The 22,901-nt window shown below is 67.4% G+C and carries 20 protein-coding genes; 12 read left to right on the top strand and 8 right to left on the bottom strand.

What is annotated here, in order from left to right:
* Positions 1-35 precede the first annotated feature (35 nt).
* The 11 genes from TSH20_RS16735 (at position 36) to fdhF (ending at position 14,329) form a co-directional block, all read left to right on the top strand.
* Positions 36-1,532, top strand: a complete 1,497-nt coding sequence (locus TSH20_RS16735) for a form I ribulose bisphosphate carboxylase large subunit (protein WP_109075792.1) — start codon at positions 36-38, stop codon at positions 1,530-1,532.
* Positions 1,533-1,545: 13 nt separating this feature from the next.
* Positions 1,546-1,986: a ribulose bisphosphate carboxylase small subunit gene (locus tag TSH20_RS16730; RefSeq protein ID WP_109075791.1), complete on the top strand. Its 441-nt coding sequence runs from the start codon at positions 1,546-1,548 to the stop codon at positions 1,984-1,986.
* Positions 1,987-2,002: 16 nt separating this feature from the next.
* Positions 2,003-2,713 carry a ribulose-phosphate 3-epimerase gene (rpe, locus tag TSH20_RS16725; protein ID WP_348770441.1) on the top strand — a complete coding sequence of 237 codons (711 nt, stop codon included), beginning with the start codon at positions 2,003-2,005 and terminating at the stop codon, positions 2,711-2,713.
* Positions 2,710-3,630, top strand: coding sequence for a CbbX protein (gene cbbX, locus TSH20_RS16720; RefSeq protein ID WP_247871348.1), 921 nt, complete (start codon positions 2,710-2,712; stop codon positions 3,628-3,630). The genes rpe and cbbX overlap by 4 nt, the downstream gene beginning before the upstream one ends.
* A 46-nt stretch (positions 3,631-3,676) precedes the next feature.
* A complete protein-coding gene (locus TSH20_RS16715; RefSeq protein WP_109075788.1) occupies positions 3,677-4,789 on the top strand; it encodes a class 1 fructose-bisphosphatase in 1,113 nt (370 codons plus the stop codon).
* Between the two features lie 14 nt (positions 4,790-4,803).
* Positions 4,804-5,679, top strand: coding sequence for a phosphoribulokinase (locus TSH20_RS16710; protein ID WP_109075787.1), 876 nt, complete (start codon positions 4,804-4,806; stop codon positions 5,677-5,679).
* Positions 5,680-5,771: 92 nt separating this feature from the next.
* Positions 5,772-7,796: a transketolase gene (gene tkt / locus TSH20_RS16705; RefSeq protein ID WP_109075847.1), complete on the top strand. Its 2,025-nt coding sequence runs from the start codon at positions 5,772-5,774 to the stop codon at positions 7,794-7,796.
* A 17-nt stretch (positions 7,797-7,813) separates the two neighbouring features.
* Entirely contained in the window at positions 7,814-8,905 is a 1,092-nt protein-coding gene (gene fba / locus TSH20_RS16700) for a class II fructose-bisphosphate aldolase (protein WP_109075786.1), read from the top strand.
* 11 nt (positions 8,906-8,916) lie between these two features.
* Positions 8,917-9,657 carry a phosphoglycolate phosphatase gene (gene gph / locus TSH20_RS16695; protein ID WP_109075785.1) on the top strand — a complete coding sequence of 247 codons (741 nt, stop codon included), beginning with the start codon at positions 8,917-8,919 and terminating at the stop codon, positions 9,655-9,657.
* Positions 9,658-9,771: 114 nt separating this feature from the next.
* Positions 9,772-11,547: an NAD(P)H-dependent oxidoreductase subunit E gene (locus TSH20_RS16690; protein WP_247871347.1), complete on the top strand. Its 1,776-nt coding sequence runs from the start codon at positions 9,772-9,774 to the stop codon at positions 11,545-11,547.
* Between the two features lie 10 nt (positions 11,548-11,557).
* Positions 11,558-14,329: a formate dehydrogenase subunit alpha gene (gene fdhF / locus TSH20_RS16685; RefSeq protein ID WP_109075784.1), complete on the top strand. Its 2,772-nt coding sequence runs from the start codon at positions 11,558-11,560 to the stop codon at positions 14,327-14,329.
* Here fdhF and TSH20_RS16680 read toward each other — a convergent pair.
* The 5 genes from TSH20_RS16680 to TSH20_RS16660 form a co-directional block, all read right to left on the bottom strand.
* Positions 14,289-15,026: a (5-formylfuran-3-yl)methyl phosphate synthase gene (locus tag TSH20_RS16680; RefSeq protein ID WP_109075783.1), complete on the bottom strand. Its 738-nt coding sequence runs from the start codon at positions 15,024-15,026 to the stop codon at positions 14,289-14,291. The two genes, fdhF and TSH20_RS16680, sit on opposite strands and share 41 nt — an antisense overlap.
* On the bottom strand, positions 15,023-15,607 hold the full coding sequence (locus tag TSH20_RS16675) for a DUF447 domain-containing protein (RefSeq protein WP_199231986.1): 585 nt from the start codon (positions 15,605-15,607) through the stop codon (positions 15,023-15,025). Before TSH20_RS16675 ends, TSH20_RS16680 begins: the two co-directional genes overlap by 4 nt.
* 3 nt (positions 15,608-15,610) lie before the next feature.
* A complete protein-coding gene (locus tag TSH20_RS16670) occupies positions 15,611-16,996 on the bottom strand; it encodes a DUF6513 domain-containing protein (protein WP_109075782.1) in 1,386 nt (461 codons plus the stop codon).
* A 46-nt stretch (positions 16,997-17,042) separates the two neighbouring features.
* Positions 17,043-17,489 (bottom strand): dihydroneopterin aldolase, encoded by a 447-nt coding sequence (locus TSH20_RS16665; protein WP_109075781.1) that lies wholly within the window; start codon positions 17,487-17,489, stop codon positions 17,043-17,045.
* Between the two features lie 73 nt (positions 17,490-17,562).
* Positions 17,563-18,048, bottom strand: a complete 486-nt coding sequence (locus TSH20_RS16660) for a DUF3280 domain-containing protein (protein ID WP_247874483.1) — start codon at positions 18,046-18,048, stop codon at positions 17,563-17,565.
* Positions 18,049-18,159: 111 nt separating this feature from the next.
* On the opposite strand from TSH20_RS16660, the gene TSH20_RS16655 reads away from it, so the two are divergent.
* Entirely contained in the window at positions 18,160-18,798 is a 639-nt protein-coding gene (locus TSH20_RS16655; protein ID WP_247871346.1) for a hypothetical protein, read from the top strand.
* A 9-nt stretch (positions 18,799-18,807) separates the two neighbouring features.
* Here the strand turns inward: TSH20_RS16655 and TSH20_RS16650 are convergent, their stop codons facing one another.
* The 3 genes from TSH20_RS16650 to TSH20_RS16640 form a co-directional block, all read right to left on the bottom strand.
* On the bottom strand, positions 18,808-20,148 hold the full coding sequence (locus TSH20_RS16650) for a quinoprotein dehydrogenase-associated putative ABC transporter substrate-binding protein (RefSeq protein WP_109075780.1): 1,341 nt from the start codon (positions 20,146-20,148) through the stop codon (positions 18,808-18,810).
* A gap of 7 nt (positions 20,149-20,155) precedes the next feature.
* Positions 20,156-20,683 carry a c-type cytochrome gene (locus tag TSH20_RS16645; RefSeq protein WP_109075779.1) on the bottom strand — a complete coding sequence of 176 codons (528 nt, stop codon included), beginning with the start codon at positions 20,681-20,683 and terminating at the stop codon, positions 20,156-20,158.
* Positions 20,684-20,806: 123 nt separating this feature from the next.
* Complete coding sequence (locus TSH20_RS16640; protein ID WP_109075778.1) at positions 20,807-22,642, bottom strand: methanol/ethanol family PQQ-dependent dehydrogenase; 1,836 nt, start codon at positions 22,640-22,642, stop codon at positions 20,807-20,809.
* Positions 22,643-22,901: the final 259 nt, after the last annotated feature.

Here is a 22,901-nt window from a genome sequence, read left to right as displayed (position 1 = left end):
CGAACGAACCGAACGCCACCGGCGAGGTGAAGACGATGAATTACGTATCGACGACGCTCCCCAGCAGCCAGGAAGCCAGCAACGGGGTGGTGAGCGACCCCAAGGCCCGCTACCGGCCGGGCGTGCTGAAATACCGGCAGATGGGCTATTGGGAACCGGATTACGAACCGAAGGACACCGACGTGCTCGCTGTCTTCCGCATCACACCGCAGGACGGCGTCGATCCGGAGGAAGCGGCGGCGGCGGTCGCCGGTGAAAGCTCCACCGCCACCTGGACCGTGGTGTGGACCGACCGCCTGACCGACTGCGAGCGTTATCGCGCCAAGGCCTTCCGCGTCGATCCGGTGCCGGGCACGCCCGGCCAGTATTTCGCCTACATCGCCTATGAACTCGACCTGTTCGAGGAAGGGTCAATCGCCAACCTCACCGCGTCCATCATCGGTAACGTCTTCGGCTTCAAGCCTTTGAAGGGGCTGCGGCTGGAGGACATGCGGATCCCCGTCGCCTATCTGAAGACCTTCCAGGGGCCGGCGACCGGCATCGTGGTGGAGCGCGAGCGGCTCAATAATTTCGGCCGGCCGCTGCTGGGCGCCACCATGAAACCGAAGCTGGGTCTTTCCGGCCGCAACTATGGCCGCGTGGTGTACGAGGCGCTGAAAGGCGGGCTCGACTTCACCAAGGACGACGAGAACATCAACTCGCAGCCCTTCATGCATTGGCGCGACCGCTTCCTCTACTGCATGGAGGGGGTGAACCGCGCCACCGCCGAGACTGGAGAGATCAAGGGCACCTACCTGAACGTCACCGCCGCCACCATGGAGGACATGTACGAGCGGGCCGAGTTCGCCAAGGAGCTGGGCAGCGTCATCATCATGATCGATCTGGTGATCGGCTACACCGCCATCCAGTCGATGGCGAAGTGGGCGCGGCGCAACGACATGATCCTGCACCTGCACCGCGCCGGCCATTCCACCTACACCCGGCAGAAGAGCCACGGCGTGTCCTTCCGCGTGATCGCCAAGTGGATGCGCATGGCCGGCGTCGACCACATCCATGCCGGCACCGTCGTCGGCAAGCTGGAGGGCGATCCCAACGTCATCCGCGGCATTTACGACACCTGCCGCGAGACCCACGTCCCGCAGAACCTGCAGCACGGCATCTTCTTCGACCAACCCTGGGCCGGGCTGAAGCGGATGATGCCGGTGGCGTCCGGCGGCATCCATGCCGGACAGATGCACCAGTTGCTGACATACCTGGGCGAGGACGTGATCCTGCAGTTCGGCGGCGGCACCATCGGCCACCCCGACGGTATCCAGGCGGGCGCCACCGCCAACCGCGTCGCGCTGGAAACCATGGTCAAGGCTCGCAATGAAGGGCGCGACATCTGGAACGAGGGGCCGGAGATCCTGCGCGACGCCGCCCGCTGGTGCACACCGCTGCGCGCGGCGCTCGACACCTGGAAGGACGTCACCTTCGACTATGCCTCCACCGACAGCGTCGATTACGTCCCCACCCCCACCGCGGCGATGTGAAGGAGCGATTCCCATGCATTTGACCCAGGGCCAATTCTCCTTCCTGCCGGACCTGACGGACGAGGAGATCACGAAACAGGTGCAATATGCCCTCGACCAGGGCTGGGCGGTGGCGGTGGAGTTCACCGACGACCCGCACCCGCGCAACAGCTATTGGACGATGTGGGGCAACCCCATGTTCGACCTGCGCGACGCCAAGGGCGTGATGATGGAGATCGATGCCTGCCGCACCGCCCATCCCGACCAGTATGTGAAGGTCCTTGCCTTCGACAGCTCGCACGGCTTCGAGACGGTGCGCATGTCCTACCTGGTCAACCGTCCGGCCGTGGAGCCCGGTTTCGAGCTGCTGCGTGCCGAGGGGCCGGGGCGGCGCATCGGCTATACGGTGCGTAGCTATGCCACCGGCCGCCCGTCCGGCGAACGATATGGCGGGGAGACCCGTCATGGAACGTGAACCGGGGGAACGTGAGCTGGGACATGGATACCTTCTCGCCCCCTCGATCCTGTCCGCCGACTTCGCGCGGTTGGGCGAGGAGGTGGAGCGGGTGGTGGAGGCCGGCTGCGAGGTCGTCCATGTCGACGTGATGGACAACCACTACGTCCCCAACCTGACCATCGGTCCGCTGGTCTGCGCCGCGATCCGCCCCCGCACCCGCGCAATCATCGACGTTCACCTGATGGTGCGCCCGGTCGATGCGCTGGTGCCGCTGTTCGCCAACGCCGGCGCCGACATCATCAGCTTCCACCCGGAGGCGTCCGACCACCCCGACCGCACTCTGGCGCTGATCCGCGAGCAGGGCTGCCGTGCCGGGCTGGCGCTGAACCCGGCCACGCCTCTGGCGCATCTGGACCATGTGATGGACCGGCTGGACCTGATCGTCGTCATGTCGGTCAATCCCGGCTTTGGCGGCCAGTCCTTTATCCCCTCCGCCTTCGACAAGATCGCCGAGGTTCGCCACCGCATCGATCGCCACCGTGAGCGCACCGGCCGCGACATCCGGCTGGAGGTGGACGGCGGCATCAAGCCCGACAACATCCGCGCCGTCGCCGCCGCCGGAGCCGACGTCTTCGTTGCCGGTTCGGCAATCTTCGGGGCGGCGGACGCCGACGGCGGCTATCGCGGCGTGGTAGGGCGCATGCGGGCCGCCCTGATGACCGAACCGGAATGGAGGGCGGCATGAGCGAAGCAGCCGACCTTCTCGATCTGGAGACATGTGACCGCCCGGCCGATGCCCCCTCCGTCGATCTCGACGCGCTTTACCGCGACTCCGGCATCGGCGAGATGCTGGCGGGGATGGACCGCGAGCTGGTCGGGCTGACGCCGGTGAAGACCCGCATCCGCGAGATCGCCGCCCTGCTGCTGGTGGAACGCGCCCGCCGCAGCATCGGTCTTCGGGCGGAGCCGCCATCGCTGCACATGTGCTTCACCGGCAATCCCGGCACCGGCAAGACCACGGTCGCGCGGCGGATGGCCGGGCTTCTTCATGGGCTGGGTTACATCCGTCGCGATCATGTGGTCAGCGTCACCCGCGACGATCTGGTCGGCCAGTATATCGGCCACACCGCACCCAAGACGAAGGAGGTGCTGAAGCGCGCCATGGGCGGCGTGCTGTTCATCGACGAGGCCTATTACCTCTACCGGCCGGAGAACGAGCGCGACTATGGCCAGGAAGCCATCGAAATCCTGCTCCAGGTGATGGAGGACAACCGCGATGACCTCGTGGTGATCCTCGCCGGCTACCGGGACCGGATGGACATTTTCTTCCGCTCCAACCCCGGCATGGCGTCGCGCATCGCCCACCATGTCGATTTCCCCGACTATGAAGCGGATGAGCTGCTGGAGATCGCCCGGCTGATGACGGCCGGCATGCAGTACCGCTTCGCGCCGGAGGCTGAGCGGGCGATGGCCGACTACATCGTCTGCCGGATGGCGCAGCCGCGCTTCGCCAACGCCCGCTCCATCCGCAACGCACTCGACCGCGCCCGCCTGCGTCAGGCCAACCGCCTCTTCGAGGCGCGCAGCAGCGTCATCGGCGCCGCCGACCTGCTGACCATCGCCGAGGAGGACATCCGCCAAAGCCGCGTCTTCACACAATAGGCCGGCAACAAGCCGGCCGCACATAACACCGAGAGAGGGGGAACCGATGCCGCACCGTCACACGACCTTCAGCAAATTCATCATCGAGGACCAGCGCCGCCGCGGCGGGGCCGACACCGACCTGACCGCCCTGCTCAACGATGTGCAGACCGCGTGCAAGTTCATCGCCAGCGCCGCCGCCCGCGGGTCGCTGCAGCCTGCCGCTGGCCAGCCTGCCGCCCCGGCTCCGGAACCCGGCGTCAACGTCCATGGCGAGACGCAGAAGCCGCTGGACCTGATCGCCAACGAGATCATGCTGCGCACCTGCGAATATGGCGGCAAGCTCTGCGGCATGGCGTCGGAGGAGATGGAGGAGCCCTACCGCATCCCCCGGGAATACCCGCGCGGCCGCTATCTGCTGGCCTTCGACCCGCTGGACGGTTCGTCGAATGTGGACGTCAACCTGACGGTTGGCACAATCTTCTCCATCCTCAAGGCGCCCGACGGCGTGGAGGAGCCGGAGGTGGAGCATTTCCTCCAGCCCGGCACCCAGCAGGTGGCGGCGGGTTTCGCCCTCTACGGTCCGGCCGACATGATCATCGCCACCTTCGGCGAAGGCGTGCACGGCTTTACGCTGGACCGCGAGATCGGCGCCTACACCCTGACCCATCCGAACATGCGCATTCCCGACAATGTCTGCGAATTTGCCATCAACAGCTCCAACGCCCGCTTCTGGGAACCGCCGGTGCGCCAATATGTCGAGGAATGCATCAAGGGCAGCTCCGGCCCGCGCGAGGCGGATTTCAACATGCGCTGGATCGCGTCGCTGGTGGCGGAGGTCTACCGCATCCTGATCCGCGGCGGCGTCTTCCTCTATCCGCGCGATGCCCGTCCCACCCACAAGCCGGGACGGCTGCGGCTTCTCTACGAGGCGAACCCCATTGCCATGCTGGTGGAACAGGCGGGCGGGGCGGCCAGCACCGGACGGCAGCGCATCCTCGACATCAAGCCGATGGCCCTGCACCAGCGCGTGCCGGTGATCCTGGGGTCGAAGGCGGAGGTGGAGCGGCTGGTCGCCTATCACGCCGCCTACGACCGGGGGGAGGAACTGTCCTTCCATGCGCCGCTGTTCGGCAGCCGGTCGCTGTTCCTGGCGCCTGAGTCCGCGGCACTTGGTTGAGGGAGGAACACACCATGTCGGCCCGTCATCCGATCATCGTCGTCACCGGCTCCTCCGGCGCCGGGACCACCACCGTCACCCGCACCTTCCAGCAGATCTTCCGCCGGGAGGGTGTGTCCGCCGCCATCGTCGAGGGCGACAGCTTCCACCGCTACGACCGGCGGGAGATGCGCGCCAAGGTCGCCGAGGCGCAGGAGGAGCCCCATTCCACCTTCAGCCATTTCGGACCCGACGCCAACCTGTTCGAGGAGTTGGACGACCTGTTCCGCAGCTATGGCGAGACCGGTGGTGGTCGGTTCCGCAAGTACCTGCATGACGAGAAGGAGGCCGAACCCTATGGCCAGGAGCCCGGCACCTTCACGCCATGGGAGGAGATCGAACCGGGCACCGATCTGTTGTTCTACGAGGGCTTGCACGGCTGCGTTCGCACCGACCGCGTCGACCTCGCCCGTCACGCCGACCTGAAGATCGGCGTGGTTCCCATCGTCAACCTCGAATGGATCCAGAAGATCCACCGCGACCGCAACATGCGGGGCTATTCGGAAGAAGCCATCGTCGACACCATCCTGCGGCGCATGCCCGACTACGTGAAATACATCTGCCCGCAATTCAGCTGCACTGACGTGAATTTTCAGCGTGTTCCCACGGTGGACACCAGCAATCCCTTCATCGCCCGCGACATCCCGACGTCGGATGAGAGCATGCTGGTCATCCGCTTCACCCGGCCGAAGGGCATCGACTTCCCCTATCTGCTGTCGATGCTGAAGGACAGCTTCATGACCCGGCCCAACACCATCGTCTGTCCGGGCGACAAGATGGCGCTGGCGATGCAGCTCATCTTCACGCCGATGATCTGGCAACTCGCCGACCGCAAGAAGAAGGCGTTCTGAAGGGCGCCGGAAAGCCGATACCGGGGAGGACACCAGCCATGACTGCGTCGATGACCGCGGCCCAAGAGGTCCGCGAACAGGACCGGCTTGCCATGCCGCCAGCCGATATTCCCGATGAGAGTCCAGACAACGGCTCCGGCCGCCGTATGCTGGCGAACGCGCTGCGCATGCTCGCCATCGACGCGGTGGAGGCTGCGAACTCCGGCCATCCCGGCATGCCGATGGGCATGGCCGACATCGCCGAGGCGCTGTGGCACCGTCATCTGCGCCACAATCCGGCCGACCCGCGCTGGCCCGACCGCGACCGTTTCGTGCTGTCGAACGGGCACGGCTCCATGTTGCTCTACGCGCTGCTTCACCTGACCGGATACGATCTGCCGATGGAGGAACTGCGGCGTTTCCGGCAGCTCGGTTCGCGCACGCCGGGCCATCCGGAGTATGGGGTCACACCGGGGGTGGAGACGACCACCGGGCCGCTGGGGCAGGGCCTTGCGAACGCCGTCGGCATGGCCTTGACCGAACGGCTGCTGGGGGCGGAGTTCAACCGGCCTGGGCACCGGATCATCGATCACCGGACCTTCTGCTTCGTCGGCGACGGCTGCCTGATGGAGGGGATCAGCCACGAGGCCTGCTCGCTGGCCGGCACGCTGGGACTGGAAAAGCTGGTGGTCTTCTATGACGACAACGGTATTTCCATCGACGGCCCCGTCACCGGCTGGTTCGCCGACGACACGCCGCGGCGGTTCGAGGCCTATGGCTGGCGCGTGATCCGCGAGGTCGACGGCCACGATTCCAACGCACTCGACGCCGCCATCGACGAGGCGCTGACTTCCTGCGGCAAGCCGATATTGGTCTGTTGCCGGACGGTGATCGGCCACGGCTCCCCCACCCGTGCCGGGTCGGCCGATGTGCATGGCGCACCGCTCGGCGCCGGAGAGGTCGCGGCAACCAGGGCCGCGCTCGGCTGGACCTTTCCGCCCTTCGAACTGCCGGACGAGGTACGCGCCGGCTGGGACGCCCGGCGGCGCGGTGCCGCGGCGCAGGCCGATTGGCAGGCCCGCTTCGACGCCTATGCCGACGCCCACCCAGAGGCTGCGGCCGAGTTCCTGCGGCGCATGCGTGGCGAGCTGCCGGAGGGATTCGCCGGAGCGGCCGATGCCTGGATCGCCGCGGTTGCGGAGCGGGCGGAGCCGATGGCGACGCGCAAGGCGTCCCAGCAGGCCATCCAGGCGCTTGCCGGCCTGCTGCCCGAACTGCTGGGTGGATCGGCGGATCTGACCGGTTCCAATCTCACCGACTGGCTGGGAAGCGGCGGTCGCCATCTCCATTACGGCGTGCGGGAGTTCGGCATGGCCGCGGTGATGAACGGCATGGCGCTGCATGGTGGCGTCATTCCCTTCGGCGGCACCTTCCTGGTCTTTTCCGACTATGCCCGCAACGGCCTGCGCCTGTCGGCGCTGATGGGGCTGCGCGTTGTCTATGTCTTCACCCATGACAGCATCGGCCTGGGCGAGGACGGCCCGACCCACCAGCCGGTCGAGCATGCAGCCAGCCTGCGCCTGATGCCGAACCTCGATGTCTGGCGCCCCTGCGACGCCTTGGAGACCGCCATCGCCTGGCGGGCAGCGGTCGAACGGGCGGACGGGCCGACCGCCCTGCTGCTGTCGCGCCAGACCCTGCCGGCCCAAGGAGCTGGCCAATCCGGCACGGACCGGATTCATGACGCGGCCCGCGGCGGCTATGTGCTGGCCGATGGCGGACGGCCCGATGTGGTGCTGATCGCCACCGGATCGGAGGTGCCAATAGCGATGGAGGCACGGCGTCTTCTCGCCGGCCGCGGCATCGCCGCCCGGGTCGTCTCCATGCCCTGCTGCGAGATCTTTGACCTGCAGGACGAAGCATGGCGCAGCAGCGTGCTGCCGGACGGCGTTCCCCGGCTGGCGGTGGAGGCCGGGGCGACCGGGCTGTGGCGCGCCACTGTCGGGCTGGACGGCGACGTGGTCGGCCTCGACCGCTACGGCGAATCCGCCCCCGCCGGCGACCTCTACCGCCACTTCGGCATCACTGCGGAGGCGGTCGCCGACCGCGCCCAACGCCTCTGCTCCCCCCAGTTCTGAACCGGAGACTTCCTGCGATGGCCCTGATCTCCCTCCGACAGCTCCTCGACCATGCGGCCGAGCATGGCTATGGCGTGCCGGCTTTCAACATCAACAATATGGAACAGATCCAGGCGATCATGCAGGCGGCGGACGACTGCGCCAGCCCGGTGATCCTGCAGGCGTCCGCCGGCGCGCGCAAATATGCCGGCGAGCCGTTCCTGCGCCATATGGTGCAGGCGGCGGTGGAGATGTGGCCGCACATCCCCATCTGCCTGCACCAGGACCATGGCGCCAGCCCGGCCGTCTGTCAGCAGGCGATCCGCTCCGGCTTCACTAGCGTGATGATGGACGGTTCGCTGCTGGACGACATGAAGACGCCGGCAAGCTACGACTACAACATCCGCGTCACCCGGCAGGTGGTGGAGCAGGCGCACGCCGTCGGCGTTTCGGTGGAGGGCGAGCTGGGTTGCCTCGGCTCGCTGGAGACCGGCCAAGCGGGGGAGGAGGACGGCTCCGGCGCGGTCGGGACGCTGTCGCGCGACCAACTGTTGACCGACCCGGAGCAGGCTGCGGATTTCGTGGCGCGGACGGGGGTGGACGCGCTCGCCATCGCCATCGGCACCAGCCATGGCGCCTACAAGTTCAGCCGCCGCCCGGATGGCGAGGTGCTGGCGATCGACCGCATCCGCGCCATCCACCACCGCATCCCCGACATCCATCTGGTGATGCACGGATCGTCCAGCGTGCCGCAGGAGTGGCTGGAGATCATCCGCGCCCATGGCGGCAGCATCCGCGAAACCTACGGCGTTCCGGTCGAGGAGATTCGCGAGGGCATCCGCAACGGCGTGCGCAAGGTCAACATCGACACCGACATCCGCCTCGCCATGAGCGGCAGCCTGCGCCGCGCGATGATGACGCGGCCCGAGGAGTTCGACCCGCGCAAATTCCTGGCCGAGGCGACCAAGGCCGCCCGCACCCTCTGCCGCGAGCGGTTCGAGGCCTTCGGGACCGCCGGGCAGGCGGAGCGGATCGTCCCGCTTCCGCTGGAACGCATGGCCGCCCGCGCCGCGGCACTGGAGTTCGCGGCGATGGAGCGGCGATCCCCGGCGTTGATGGCCTCCGGCTGACGGAGGGGACGTTGGGCAAGCCGGCACCGGTGATCTTCGATCTCGATGGAACGCTGATCGACAGCGCGCCGCATCTGGGCCACGCCCTCAACCGCCTGCTCGCCGAACGGGGCCGACCGGCGGTGACCGGGGAGATGCTGCGCAGCTTCATCGGCGACGGTCCCCGGCCGCTGGTGGAGCGCGGCTTCGCCGCCACCGGCCGGGCGCTGCCGGCGGCCGAGGTCGGTCCGGCCTTCGCCCGCTTCCTCGACCTCTACGCCGCACTTCCCGCCGATCCTGGCAGCATCTATCCCGGCGTGCCTCAGACGTTGGCGCGGCTGGCCGACGCCGGCCACTCCATCGGCCTGTGCACCAACAAACCCCAGGCGATCGCCCGCAGCCTGCTGGCCGAACTGGGGCTTCTGCCGTTCTTCGGCGCCATCGTCGGCGGCGACAGCCTGCCCCAGCGCAAACCGGCCCCGGAACCCCTGCTGGCGGTGCTGGCTGCGCTGAACGGACCGACCACTGGCGCCCCGACCTCTGCCGCTGTGATGGTGGGTGACGGTCCCAATGACGTGGCCGCCGCCCGCGCCGCCGGGGTCGCCTCCATCCTCGTTTCCTATGGGTACGCCCGCGGCAACCCGGCCGATCTTCCCGCCGACCGCTTGATCCATCGCTTTACCGACCTTCCGGACGCGCTGGAGGCCGTCCGCCGAAATCTTCCCGACAACCCATCCGACATTCCCATCCGGTCGCTGCCGAACATGATTTAGAATGCTGACATTCAGCAGCAGATGCGTTATCGTGGCATCTGGTATACGAGACACCAGGAACTTGGGATCGCGACAACCAGAAGCGCGGACCATCCAGCAGAGGCCAGAACCGCCGTGACCGCATTCCCACCGATCATCAGCGCGACGCCGCCCGGCGGCGTTCCTGCCCGCAGCATCCATCCCGGCTCCGGCCGCCGCAAGACGCGCGACCAGCAGAAGGGACGTCAGGTCGATCCCGTCAGTTTGGAGGAGGTGCGGGCGCTTCTCGGCGACCGCTCCCGTCAGGCCGACCTGCTGATCGAACATCTCCACCTGCTGCAGGACCATTACGGCTGCCTGCATGCCCGTCACCTCGCCGCCTTGGCGAAGGAGATGCGGCTGGCGCTGGTCGAGGTGTTCGAGGTGGCGTCCTTCTACGCCCATTTCGACATCGTGATGGACGGCGAGCCTGCACCGCCGAAGCTCACCATCCGCGTCTGCGACTCGCTGAGCTGCGCGCTCGCCGGGGCTGAGCAGCTTCACGAGGCGCTGAAGGCCGGCGTCGACGAGAGCGAGGTCCGCGTCGTCCGCGCGCCCTGCATGGGCGGCTGCAACAACGCGCCCGTCGTGGCGATCGGTCATGCCCCGCACGAGAACGCGACGGTCGAAAGCGTGCTCGACGCCGTCGCCCACGGCCATACCCACCCCGACATCCCCAACTATCTGGGCTTCGACGAGTATATCCGCGGCGGCGGCTACAAGATGCTGGCCGAATGCCTGGACGGCGCGCGCGACGTCGATGCCGTGCTGAAGATGCTGGAGGATTCCAGCATTCGCGGCCTGGGCGGCGCCGGCTTCCCCACCGGCCTGAAATGGCGCTATGTCCGGGCGGAGCCGGGGCCGCGCATGATGGCGATCAACGGCGACGAGGGCGAGCCCGGCACCTTCAAGGACCGCTTCCATCTGGAGCGCGACCCGCACCGCTTCCTGGAAGGGATGCTGATCGGCGCCTGGACGGTCGAGGCGACGGACGTCTACATCTATCTGCGCGACGAATACCCGCAATGCCGGGAAATCCTGCTGCGCGAGATCCCGAAGGTCGAGGCCGCCGGCCTGGCCCGCCATACTCGCATCCATCTGCGGCGCGGCGCCGGCGCCTATATCTGCGGCGAGGAATCGGCGATGCTGGAAAGCATCGAGGGCAAGCGCGGCCTGCCCCGGCACAAGCCGCCCTTCCCCTCGGTGGTCGGCCTGTTCGGCCGCCCGACCCTGATCAACAACATCGAGACGGTGTTCTGGGTCCGCGAGATCCTGGAGAAGGGCGGGTCTTGGTTCGCCAGCCACGGAGCGAACGGGCGCAAGGGACTGCGCACCTTCTCGGTCTCCGGACGGGTGAAGGAGCCGGGGGTCAAGCTGGCCCCGGCCGGCATCACGCTGCTGGAACTGATCGAGCAGTATTGCGGCGGCATGGCCGACGGCCACACGCTGAAGGGCTATCTGCCCGGCGGCCCATCGGGCGGCATCCTGCCGGCGTCGATGGCGAACATCCCGCTCGATTTCGGCACGCTGGAACCGCACGGTTCCTTTATCGGCTCGGCCGCCGTCGTCGTGCTGTCCGACAAGGACAACATGCGCGACGTGGCGCTCAACCTGCTGAAATTCTTCGAGGATGAGAGCTGCGGCCAGTGCACCCCCTGCCGGGTCGGCACCGAGAAGGCCGTGCGCCTGATCAGCGAGCCGGAATGGGACGAGGAATTGCTGGCGGCGCTCGCCACCGTGATGGGCGATGCCTCGATCTGTGGCCTGGGGCAGGCGGCAATGAATCCGATCAAGCTGGTGATGAAGCATTTCCGTGAAGACTTCGTGTCGCGCCAGGGCACTGCCCAGGGCGCAACCGGGTCGCAGGGGTAAGGAGACCGACATGTCCAACGGCATCACTTTCACCCTGGACGGCACCGAGGTCGAGGCACGCAACGGCGAGACGATCTGGCAGGTCGCCACCCGTGTGGGCACCGAGATCCCGCATCTCTGCCACCGCCCGGAGCCGGGCTACCGCCCGGACGGCAACTGCCGCGCCTGCATGGTGGAGATCGAGGGCGAGCGCGTGCTCGCCGCCTCCTGCATCCGCAAGCCCAAGTCCGGCATGACGGTGCGCACCGCGTCGGAGCGGGCCAAGGCGTCGCGCAAGCTGGTCTTCGAACTGCTGCTGGCCGACCAGCCGGAGCGGGAGACTGCGCACGACCCCAACTCCACCTTCTGGAAATGGACCGACAAAGTCGAGATCGCCGGCAGCCGCTTCCCCACCGTGGACCGGCCGACCAAGACCGACGACATGTCGCATCCGGCGATGGCGGTCCAGCTCGACGCCTGCATCCATTGCAACCTGTGCGTCCGCGCCTGCCGCGAGGTTCAGGTCAACGACGTCATCGGCATGGCGGCGCGCGGGCATCTGGAAAAGATCGTCTTCGACTTCGACGACCCGATGGGCCAGTCCACCTGCGTCGCCTGCGGCGAGTGCGTGCAGGCCTGCCCGACCGGCGCCCTGATGCCGGCCACCCTGGTGGACCAGCAGGGCGTCTACACCAACGCGCCCGACCGCGAGGTCGACTCGGTCTGCCCCTATTGCGGCGTCGGTTGCCAGCTGACCTACAAGGTCAAGGACAACAAGATCGTCGCCGTCGATGGCCGCGACGGCCCGTCGAACCAGAACCGCCTGTGCGTCAAGGGCCGCTTCGGCTTCGATTACGCCCATCACGGCGACCGCCTGACCGTGCCGCTGATCCGCAAGGAAGGCGTGTCCAAGCATGACGTCGACATCGATCCGATGAACCCCTTCACCCATTTCCGCGAAGCGACCTGGGACGAAGCGCTGGCGGTGGCGGCCGGGGGCTTGCGCAAGATCCGCGACGAGCGCGGCGGCAATGCGCTGGCCGGCTTCGGGTCGGCAAAGGGGTCGAACGAGGAAGCCTACCTGTTCCAGAAGCTGGTCCGCACTGGCTTCGGCACCAACAACGTCGACCATTGCACGCGTCTCTGCCACGCTTCGTCTGTGGCGGCGCTGATCGAGGGCGTCGGGTCGGGAGCGGTGTCGGCGCCCTTCATGGCGGCGGAGGACGCCGAGGTCATCGTCATCATCGGCGCCAACCCGACGGAGAACCATCCCGTCGCCGCGACCTTCTTCAAGAACGCGGCGGAGCGCGGGGCGAAGCTGATCGTCATGGATCCGCGCGGGCTCGCCATGGCGCGCCACGCCACGCACATGCTGCAGTTCACACCGGGCCGCGACGTGTCGATGCTGAATGCCATCCTCCACACCATCATCGCGGAGGGGCTGTACGACCGCCAATATGTCCAGGCCAACACCGAGGATTTCGAGGCGCTGGCCGAGACGGTCAAGGATTACCCGCCGGAGGAGATGGAGAAGGTCTGCGGCATCCCTGCCGCGACCCTGCGCACGGTGGCGCGGCTGTTCGCCCGGTCCAAGGCGTCGATCATCTTCTGGGGCATGGGCGTGTCGCAGCACATCCACGGCACCGACAACAGCCGATGCCTGATCGCGCTGTCGCTCGTCACCGGCCAGATCGGCCGCCCCGGCACCGGCCTGCACCCGCTGCGCGGCCAGAACAACGTCCAGGGCGCCTCCGACGCCGGCCTGATCCCGATGTTCTACCCCGACTACAAGTCGGTCGAGGATCCGGAGGTCCAGTCCTTCTACGAGAACTACTGGGGCACCAAGCTGGACGGCAAGCGCGGCCTGACCGTGGTCGAGATCATGGACGCCATCCATGACGGCCGGATCAAGGGGCTCTACATCGAGGGCGAGAACCCGGCGATGTCCGACCCCGACGTGACCCACGCCCGCGAGGCGCTGGGCATGCTGGACCATCTGGTGGTGCAGGACATCTTCCTGACCGAGACGGCGAAATACGCCGACGTGGTGCTTCCGGCTTCGGCCTGGCCGGAGAAGGACGGCACCGTCATCAACACCAACCGTCAGGTCCAGATGGGCCGCGCGGCGGTGCCGATGCCGGGTGAAGCCCGCCAGGATCTGTGGATCATCCAGGACATGGCGCGCGGTCTCGGCCTGAACTGGAACTACACCCATGTGTCGGAGGTGTTCGCGGAGATGGTCGGCGCCATGCCGTCGCTCGCCAACATCACCTGGGAGCGGGTGGAGCGCGAAGGCTCCGTCACCTATCCGGTCGACGGCCCCGACGAGCCCGGCCACGACATCGTCTTCGGCAACGGCTTCCCGACCAAGTCCGGCCGCGGGCGCTTCGTGCCGGCGCGGCCGATCAATCCGGCGGAGACGCCGGACCTCGACTACCCGCTGGTGCTCACCACCGGGCGTCAGCTGGAGCACTGGCACACCGGGTCGATGACCCGGCGGTCGAGCGTTCTGGATGCGGTGGAGCCGGAGGCGGTCGCCTATGTCTCTCCGCACGACCTCACCCGCGCCGGGATGAGGAGCGGCGACTACATGCTGGTGTCGAGCCGCCGCGGCACGATCAGGCTGAAGGCGCGCATCGACGACCGCATGCCGGTGGGCTTGGTCTTCATTCCTTTCGCCTACGCGGAAGCCGCGGCGAATGTGTTGACCAACCCGCAGCTCGACCCGTTCGGCAAGATCCCGGAGTTCAAATACTGCGCGATCAAGATCGAACGGGCTCAGGTTGCCGAGGCGGCGGAGTAGCCGTCGGCAACCCGGCCACGCAGGCGGCGACCTTTGAGGCCGCCTGCGGGTCGATGCCGGCGGTCCGCTGCCCGCCGCACAGTGCGCCGCGGAAGCCGAGATAGTCGGGCGACAGGGCCATCAGGGCCGGGATGTCTGCGACCCGCAGCGACCCGGCCAGCCCGGTCAGCAGCCGGTGCGCCCGTGCGCAGCACACGAAAGAGCCCAATTGGTCATCCTGCCAATGGTGGCGCAGGCCTTGGCGCTTGCCGGCGGTGTCCAGCATCACCCCGCGAAAGCCGGCGGCGGCCAGCCTGTCGATCGGCAGGCAGCAGGGATCGCCGGGCCACAGGTCGGCGAAGAGCACGGCGATCAGCTTTGCTCCCTCCGCCGCCAGTGGCGCCAGCGCATCGATGCAGCGGTCGGGCGCGCCATCGGGTGCGAAGCCGATCTTGACGAAATCCACGCCGGTGCCGGCGATCCGGCGTGCCGCCGGCACCACGGCGTCGGGCCGCATCGGCTGGTCGCCGATGGTGGCGCTCAGCCGTGGCCGCCGGGGCATGTTCGCCATGTCCTGAACCACCAAGGCGATATCCTCCGGATCCCAGGCGCCGAGCGCTCCGGCGCCGGGATCCTTCAGGTCGAGGATGTCGGGTCCCGCTGGCAGGACCAGGGAGATTTCCGCCGCGTCCGCGACGCTGGCCAGCCATCCGGTCATGTGTCCTCCCCCGCGTGGTGAGCGGCGATGCGGGCCATCAGCCAATCCCAGGCTTCCAGCTCATGCGGGCCGGCGGTCTTGCCGATGGCGATGGACAGATAGTCGGCCTCCCGCGCGATCTTGTCCATGGGCAGCATGTGCAGCCGGCTGACCAGGATCGCCGCCTCGATCACCGCCGCCTGCGCCCGGTTGAAGCCGCGGAAGCGGGCGTGCGTCGCAACATGGATGGCGCGGCAGTGGAAGCGTGGGCGAACCGGGTCGTCCTCCACCTGCACGACGGTGATTTCCTCGTGCGACAGGCAGTCGGCCAGACGGGGCGCGTCGATCCGGTCCGCCGGAACGGTTGGCCAGTCGCGGCGGCGTCCGCTGATGCAGCCGGCGAAGACACGCACGTCGTCGGTGTGGTTGACGACGGCACAGCGCCGGGCCAACAGATTGTCCAGCGTCCGTGACGGCCGGAACGGGGCCAGGATGAAGCGCTCGCCCTCGCCGTCCGGCTCCACCGTCACGCCCATCGGCGCCACATGGGCCCCCCCGTCGGCGCCGGTGGTGGTGATGATGGTCTCGCGGATCATGGGCATGGCTCAGCCGCCTCGCTTGGTCGGGCCGACGGCGTGGAAGCCGGTGGGATCGTCCTGTGGTTCGTCCGTCGCGGCCCCCCAGCGCAATTCGCTGTCCTGGGCATAGCGTTTGCCGAGCTGCCACGCGATCTGTGCCCGGGCCAGTTCCACCCCGAGATAGAAGGCATGGCCGGCGTCGATGCCGGGATCCAGCTTCGGAAACAGGTCGAAGGGATCGGAGGCGCGATGGTGGCCGTCGCGGTTGTAGAGATGGATCCCCTCGTCGCTGACCTCCACCCTGTAATTGGGATCGCGAATCTGTGCCGCGGTCTCGGCGATCTGCTCGGCGCTGCGGACGAAGGGCCGGCGGTCGCGCAGGCACAGCAGCCCGGTGCCGAAGCCGCGCGGCATGCTGTGCGCCGCGCGGGCGGCGAAGAACTGGCGCCGCGCCACGTCGAACTCGCGGATGGCGCGCCGGCAATGCGGGCTGACCTGCACCGCCAGGACGTTGCCGATCCGCAGCTCTGAGATCACTCCCATCAGAACGGCGGTGACGCCCGGCGTGTCGGCGTCGGTCAATTCGGTCACATTGCCGATCCCCATCAGGATCTCCGCATCGGGCCAGCGCTCGCGCACTGTGCGGTAGCGCAGCAGCGAATCGGTGAAGCCATGGTGGATCGGCTCCAGGATTGGATCGACCAGGAAACGCCGCCCGCGCCGGTTCATGGCGTCGACGGCGCGCTCCAGGCTGTCGAGGTCCTGCGGCGCCGTCGGGATCAGCACCGGGACGGCCTCCCCCTCGTCGACGAGATGGATCGTCTCCTCGGTCAGGCTGAGCAGATAATCGGCGCCGGCCCGGGTGGCGCGACACAGCTCGTCCGCATTCAGGGAATCGACGCTGACGCTGAAGCCGGCATCCTGCAGGGCGCCGATCGCCTCCTCCAGATGGGGAAAGGGGGTATCGGGCAGACAGCCGAGGTCGATGACGTCGGCGCCGTCCCGGCGGAGCTCCGCCGCCTTGGCGAGGATGGCGGCGGTGTCGCGCGACGGCGCATCCACGATCTCGGCGAAGATGCGGGTGTCGTGGCGGCTGAGATCGAGGGGGCGGGCCTGTCGTTGGAAATACTGCGGCAGATCCTCAAGCTCGTCGGGGCCGCGCTCGACGGCCGTGCCGAAATGGGCGGCGAGAATGTCGAGATCGCCGCGGAAGCGGCCCGGCAGCAGGATCAGGTCGGCGCCATGTGCGGAGTCCAGCCGCCGCAACACGATCTCGGTGGTGGCGAGTGCCGCGACCTTGACGCCGAGGTTGACGATGGTCGCCTCGAAGGGCAGGGGGGCCAGCGAGTGCAGAACCTGCCGCAGTCGGTTCTCCGCCAGGGAGCCGGTCAGGAACAGGATGTGCCGGGCCATGCCGCCTCCCGTTCCCGCTCGACCCAAATCCTGCCTGTCAGCCCGGTCATTGCACCGGGTCCCTTGCACCGGTGAGCACCACCCCGACGCCGGCCGCCTGCGGGACGATTTCCAGCTTTTCCACCTGCACCCGGGCGAAGACCGCCTGCGGCGGCGACAGGCACAGCGCCAGCAGCTTTTCGGCCAGGACCTCCAGAAGCTGGATGTGGGGGCTCCGCGTGAAGGCCTCGACCCCCTGGATCAGGTATTCGTAGGAGACGACGGCGTCGAGGTCGTCGACGAAGGGCCGGTTCGGCACCTCGACGGTGACGGTCAGGCTGACGCGCACGCGCTGGGTCCGGGTCTTCTCGTGATCCCAGACGCCGATGCGGAACTCGCCGACATAGTCGCGCAGCACCAGATCGTACCGGCGCATCACCGCGGCGGTGCGCGGCGGCGGTGGCCGCAGGACATTCATGATGCTGCTGTAGCCGCTCTGGGACTCGTCCGGCATCTCTCGGTCCTCCCCGCCGCCTGTCCGGCGGTCGTTTGTTGCGGCGGCCGTCCGTCGGACGGTCCATGCCCGCTCAGCGTTTTCCCGGCGCATGCTCCGCCAGCCGATGGTCGACCAGCCAGCCGACGCCGCGCGACCATGAGGTCTCGTTGTCGCCGCGGATGTCGCCGCGTGCCGTCGTCACCACGCGCCCGGTGGCGACATCCTCGACGACCAGCCCGATCCACAGGATCAGGCTGCTGACCTTGCGGACGATGCCGTAGACGACCAGATCGGCACCGGCGGCGCGCGCGATGTCCAGTTCGCAGCCGTTGCATGAACGGATCGCCGTCCCCGGCGGCACCAGCCTCGCCGTCAGCTGCGCCGTGGCGGCATCGTCGATCACATCGTAACCCTTGGCGTCCAAGGCATGCCGCAGCTCCGCGCTGACCCGCTTCAACCGTTCCGCATGATCCGCGGCTGGGGGCTCGCCGCTGCTGTCCTCCAGTTCGAGGTCCAGGACCAGCGTCCGTGCCGATGCGGGGGCTGCCGCCGCGAATGCCGCCAGAACCAGTGTCACCAGTGCGATGATAGCGGCTCCGTTCCACCTCCCCACATGATCCATCGGGCATCCCCTTTTGCGCACCGGTTCCGATTGCGTCCAATCGTTGGCGAGGCCATCATTCTTGCCATGCAACGATATTCCTCCACCCTCGGAACCGCCCTCGCCGCGGTTTTCGCCACAACCGTGTTCGTCGGGTTGCCTGCCGCCGGCTGGGCGCAGGACCCGAAGAATCCCGATTGGCCCTGTCAGCAGATCCTGGTCCCGACCCTGTCGCCGGCGTCCATCTGGGACGGTCCGTCGGTCGATGGGTTGGGGGACGAATGGCAGCGTGACCCGGCGGTCGCCACCCTGGTCCGGCGCGCGTCCGACGACAGCGTCGACCCTGCCACCCTGGAACCGGAGGCCGAGGCGCTGGCCAGACCGGAGACGCAGGGGGCTTCGCCGGAACGGGACCATCGGATCGCCCTGGCTTTCGCCGGCACCTTCCAGACGCTGGACCGCCGGCGCAGCGCCGCCATCGCATCCATCGAGCGCTATGCCCAGCACCAGCGGGCCTTGCGTGAACGCATCGCCGCGGCCCTGCGCGACTTGGACGCCGCATCCGGTGATCCGGCCCGGGCAAAGGAGATCAAGGATGCCATCGCCTGGGACCGCCGCATTCTCGACGACCGCCGGCGGGCGCAGGGCGCGGTGTGCGAGCAGCCGGCCCTGATCGAACAACGGCTCGGCCAGATCGCCCGGATGCTGTCGGCGCTGCTGTCCTGAGCCCATCGCTCAGTTCGCCACCTTGGATGTCGGCTGGGAGTCGGGCTGGGGTTCCGGTTCGATGGTGACCAGTTCGTGCCCCGCGGCCTTCCAGCCTTCGGTGCCGGCCGGATACCATTTGACCGCCTCATATCCCAGGGCGACCGCGCGCTTGGCCGCATTCCAGCTCATCCAGCAGTTCGGCTGGCAGAACACCACCAGCGGGCGCTTGCGGTCGCCTGCGGTCAACTTTTCGAGACTCGTGCGGAAATAGGCCTCCTGCTCCGCCGACGGCGCGCCATAGCCGACATTGGGCAGCCAGTGCGCGCCGGGCAGGCTACGATGCGGCGGCGGCACCCACCGGCTCTCCGATGTCAGGCCTTCGGGCTTCGGCGGTGTCGGCAGAACGTCGATCAGGATGGCGCCGTCCTGCGCCAGCCGTTCGACCTCCGCCGGACCCACCGTTTCGGCGCCGCGCAGACCGGGCGGCGTCGGGGCCCGGTAGTCGGCCATGCGATAGCCGTCGGGTTCCGCCACCTCCGCCCGGATGGTGCCGTCGGCATTGACGAGCGGGACATGGTATTCGGCCAGGATGCGGTCGATGTCGCTCTGGCGGCGGACGATGAAATTGTTCAGCCAGTGCCGCCAGTCCGGCTCATCCGGGCGGATGCCCATGGAGATCATGTATTGGAAGGGGGTGGTTCCCGGCTCGTCCATCAGCGGCACGACCGCCATCGGCACCTGTTGCCGGGCGGCGAAATAGCCGGCGATGGGACCCCAGACGATGGCCGCGTCGGTACGCGCCTCCGCGACGTCTTCCACCGCCCGCTGGGCTGGGTGGTGGGCGCGCGTGTCGGTGTCGAGCTGGTAGGGCTCCAGGTTGGTCAGCCCGTGGCGCAGCATCACGGTGGATGGAGGCGTGCGGGCGACGATACCGATCCGCGCCCCTTGCAAGGACGGATCGGCCAGGGTCCTGGCGGTGATCCCGGAATCCTTCCGGTAGATCAGCGCATAGGTGGATCGGTAATAGGGATTGGTATTCTGCATCAGCTCTTCGCCGACCGCGGTCCCCATCACCAGATCGCACTGGCGGGTGCGCAGCGTGTTGCGGACGAAGCCGATGGTCTGCGGCCACCATGTGAAGGCCAGCTTCACCTTCAGATCGTCGGCGATCAGCTGGGCGATGCGATTCTCGAACCCCTCGCCATGGTCGTTGGAGAAGGGCAGCAGATTGGCATCCGCGCAGACGCGCAGCACGTCGGTGGGAATGCCCTCCGCCTGCCCCGATGCCGCCCGGGCGGGCACGGCCGCCGCGCAGAGCGCGACGGCCAGCAGCAGGGCATGGGAAGGAAAAGCGGGCCGGCGGGTCATGCCGGGCTCACGATGCCGACTTGATCCGCTCGGGCCGGCCACGGCCGAGCTTGTCGTCGGACCGGGCCTTGAGATAGCGGTAGATGTCGGCGAGGTTCAGCATCACGTTCGGGTCGGACCCGAAGGTCGGCATCACCTTGTCGCCGGTGGCGCCCATATTGGTGCGGCCGTTGGTCACCACGTCGGTGAACTGCCAATAGTCCATCCGCTTGAGTGAATCGACCAGCGCCGGCGCAAAGGACGAGCCGAGCCCGTCCGGTCCATGGCAGACATGGCAGGAGGAGGCGTAGCGCCGATAACCGTTGTAGGTCCCTTTATCCACCTTGCCGTCCTTGACCATGTAGAGCGGCACGCCCTGGTCATCCATCAGCTCTTCCGGATTGGCGGCCTTCGCCTCTTGTGTCGATTTTCCGTCCGGCGATGCCTGGCTCTGGGTTGGCTTCTGTGCGGCATCCTGCTGGCCGAACGCGGTACCGAGGGTCAGGGTCGCGGTGAACCCGACGGCGGCGCACAGCCCGATCAGGTATTTGGGCATCTTGCTCTTTCTCCCCACTGCCTTCATGCATAGGCACCATCAGCTTGGAAAAGGGCGGGCTCCGGCCCTCAAGGGAACCGGCGCCCGCCTGTGCATCACTGCCTGTTCATCTCTGCCGGCACATCACTGGTTGTCGGGCAGCGCGAAGACGGTCAGCGTGCCGCCCAGCTGGGTGTATTCGCCCAGCGCCTTGTGTGCGCCGACCGCGCCCAGGCCTTCCTGCTCGCCGGTCAGTCCGGCCGCCAGACCGATGCCGGCCCAGCCGCCGACACCCGACAGCACGGCGATATACTGCTTGCCCTTGTGCATGTAGGTGTTGACGTTGCCGATGATGCCGGACGAGGTCTTGAAGTTGTACAGGTCCTTGCCGTCTTTCAGGTCGAACGCCTTCAGATAGCCTTCCAGAGTCCCGTAGAAGCCAACGCCGCCCTTGGTCGACAGGGCGCCGCTCCACACTGCGAAGCGCTCGGGCTTCGACCAGACGATCTTGCCGGCCGACGGATCCCAGGCGATGAAATTGCCCATGCCGCCATGCGAATTCGGAGCCGGATACATGCTGAGCGTTGCGCCGACATAGGGCTGTCCGGCGGAATACTCGACCTTGAACGGCTCGTAATCCATGCAGATGTGGTTGGTCGGCACATAGATCAGGCCGCTGTCCGGCGAGAAGGACGCCGGCTGCTGGTCCTTGGATCCCAGCGCCGCCGGGCAGATGCCGGTGGTGTTGTGATCCTCGCCCTGGGCGAAGGTGCTGTACTTGTCGTTCACCTTCGGCCGCCCGGTCTTCATGTCGATCTCGCTCGCCCAGTTGACGGACGGATCGTACTTCTGCGCGACCAGCAGTTCGCCGTTGGTACGGTCGATGGTGTAGGCAAAGCCGTTGCGGTCGAAGTTGATCAGGGCCTTGCGCTTGGCTCCTCCGATGGTGACATCGGCCAGGATGTTCTCGTTGACGCCGTCATAGTCCCATTCGTCGAAGGGCGTCTTCTGGAACACCCATTTCGCCTGCCCGGTGTCGGCATCGCGGGCGAAGATGGTCATCGACCATTTGTTGTCGCTCTTGGCCCGGTCCTTGTCGACGGCGCGTTGCGTCGGGTTCCAGGTTCCCGGGTTGCCGGTGCCGTAATAGATCAGGTTCAGTTCGGGATCGTAGGTGTACCAGCCCCAGGTGGTGCCGCCGCCGATCTTCCACTGGTCCGCCGGCCAGGTCTTGACGCCCAGGTCAGGTTCGCCGATCGGCTTGCCGAGCATCATCGTCTTCTGCGGGTCGATCATCACGTCCTTGTCGGGACCGGTCGAATAGGCCCGCCACACCATCTTGCCGGTGTTGATGTCGTATGCCGTCAGATGGCCGCGCACGCCGAACTCGCCGCCGCTGATGCCGACATAGACCTTGTCCTTCACCACCAGCGGGGCGGCGGTCAGCGTCTCGCCCTTGGTGGCGTCGCCGTTCTTGGCCGACCACAGAACCTTGCCGGTTTCGGTGTCCAGCGCCACCAGCGTGTTGTCGGCCTGTCCCAGGAACAGCTTGTTGCCGGCCACCGCGACGCCGCGGGTGACGGTGTCGCAGCACATCACCGGGATGACCGACGAATCCTGCTTGGGCTCATACTTCCACTTGATGCGGCCGTTGTCGTTGAGGTCGAGCGCGTAGACGATGTTGGGGAACGGCGTGGAGATGTACATCGTGTCGCCGACGACGATGGGACCGCCTTCGTGACCGCGGAGCACACCGGTGGAGAACTGCCACACCGGCCGCAGGTTCTTCACATTGCTGGGGGTGATCTGGTCGAGCGTGCTGTAACGCTGGCCGGCATAGTTGCCGAGCTGCAACGCCCAGTTCGCCGGATCCTTCTGGTTCTTCATGATGTCGTCGTTGGCGAAAGCGCCGGTGGCGACTGTGATGGTGGCCGCCTGGATCGCGGCGGTGACGAGCAGACAGCGCACAAAGGGGTTCATGTGTTTCCTCCCGTTTTTTGACGGTTGTCCCAGGGACTGTGCGGCGGCAGGCGGCTGCTTTGGTAAAATGCGGTCTTTGAGAGGGCGTTCTCCCTCGATGATCGATGCGTGACGTAGGCCGGGAGCGTCGGGCGAATGGATCACCGACGCTCCGCATTCAAACTGCTGCGGCATCGCAGGCGCGCCGGTCGAAAATGCCGGATCACGACCGTTGGCGAGGTTCTAAACTGCCCCGCACTATGTTGGCGACGCTGACATT

This window comes from Azospirillum sp. TSH20 (assembly GCF_003115935.1).
Lineage (GTDB): Bacteria > Pseudomonadota > Alphaproteobacteria > Azospirillales > Azospirillaceae > Azospirillum.
The sequence above is the reverse complement of the archived record's forward strand: the minus strand, read 5'-3'. Positions and strand labels throughout refer to the sequence as shown.

Coding starts and splice junctions, on each gene's coding strand:
- TSH20_RS16655 (WP_247871346.1), top strand. CDS start 18,160: ATGCAACGATATTCCTCCACCCTCGGAACCGCCCTCGCCGCGGTTTTC.
- TSH20_RS16640 (WP_109075778.1), bottom strand. CDS start 22,642: ATGAACCCCTTTGTGCGCTGTCTGCTCGTCACCGCCGCGATCCAGGCG.
- fdhF (WP_109075784.1), top strand. CDS start 11,558: ATGTCCAACGGCATCACTTTCACCCTGGACGGCACCGAGGTCGAGGCA.
- TSH20_RS16650 (WP_109075780.1), bottom strand. CDS start 20,148: ATGACCCGCCGGCCCGCTTTTCCTTCCCATGCCCTGCTGCTGGCCGTC.
- TSH20_RS16710 (WP_109075787.1), top strand. CDS start 4,804: ATGTCGGCCCGTCATCCGATCATCGTCGTCACCGGCTCCTCCGGCGCC.
- TSH20_RS16665 (WP_109075781.1), bottom strand. CDS start 17,489: ATGCCGGACGAGTCCCAGAGCGGCTACAGCAGCATCATGAATGTCCTG.
- cbbX (WP_247871348.1), top strand. CDS start 2,710: ATGAGCGAAGCAGCCGACCTTCTCGATCTGGAGACATGTGACCGCCCG.
- TSH20_RS16680 (WP_109075783.1), bottom strand. CDS start 15,026: ATGACCGGATGGCTGGCCAGCGTCGCGGACGCGGCGGAAATCTCCCTG.
- TSH20_RS16715 (WP_109075788.1), top strand. CDS start 3,677: ATGCCGCACCGTCACACGACCTTCAGCAAATTCATCATCGAGGACCAG.
- TSH20_RS16730 (WP_109075791.1), top strand. CDS start 1,546: ATGCATTTGACCCAGGGCCAATTCTCCTTCCTGCCGGACCTGACGGAC.
- fba (WP_109075786.1), top strand. CDS start 7,814: ATGGCCCTGATCTCCCTCCGACAGCTCCTCGACCATGCGGCCGAGCAT.
- TSH20_RS16675 (WP_199231986.1), bottom strand. CDS start 15,607: ATGCCCATGATCCGCGAGACCATCATCACCACCACCGGCGCCGACGGG.
- TSH20_RS16670 (WP_109075782.1), bottom strand. CDS start 16,996: ATGGCCCGGCACATCCTGTTCCTGACCGGCTCCCTGGCGGAGAACCGA.
- TSH20_RS16735 (WP_109075792.1), top strand. CDS start 36: ATGAATTACGTATCGACGACGCTCCCCAGCAGCCAGGAAGCCAGCAAC.
- TSH20_RS16645 (WP_109075779.1), bottom strand. CDS start 20,683: ATGCCCAAATACCTGATCGGGCTGTGCGCCGCCGTCGGGTTCACCGCG.
- tkt (WP_109075847.1), top strand. CDS start 5,772: ATGCCGCCAGCCGATATTCCCGATGAGAGTCCAGACAACGGCTCCGGC.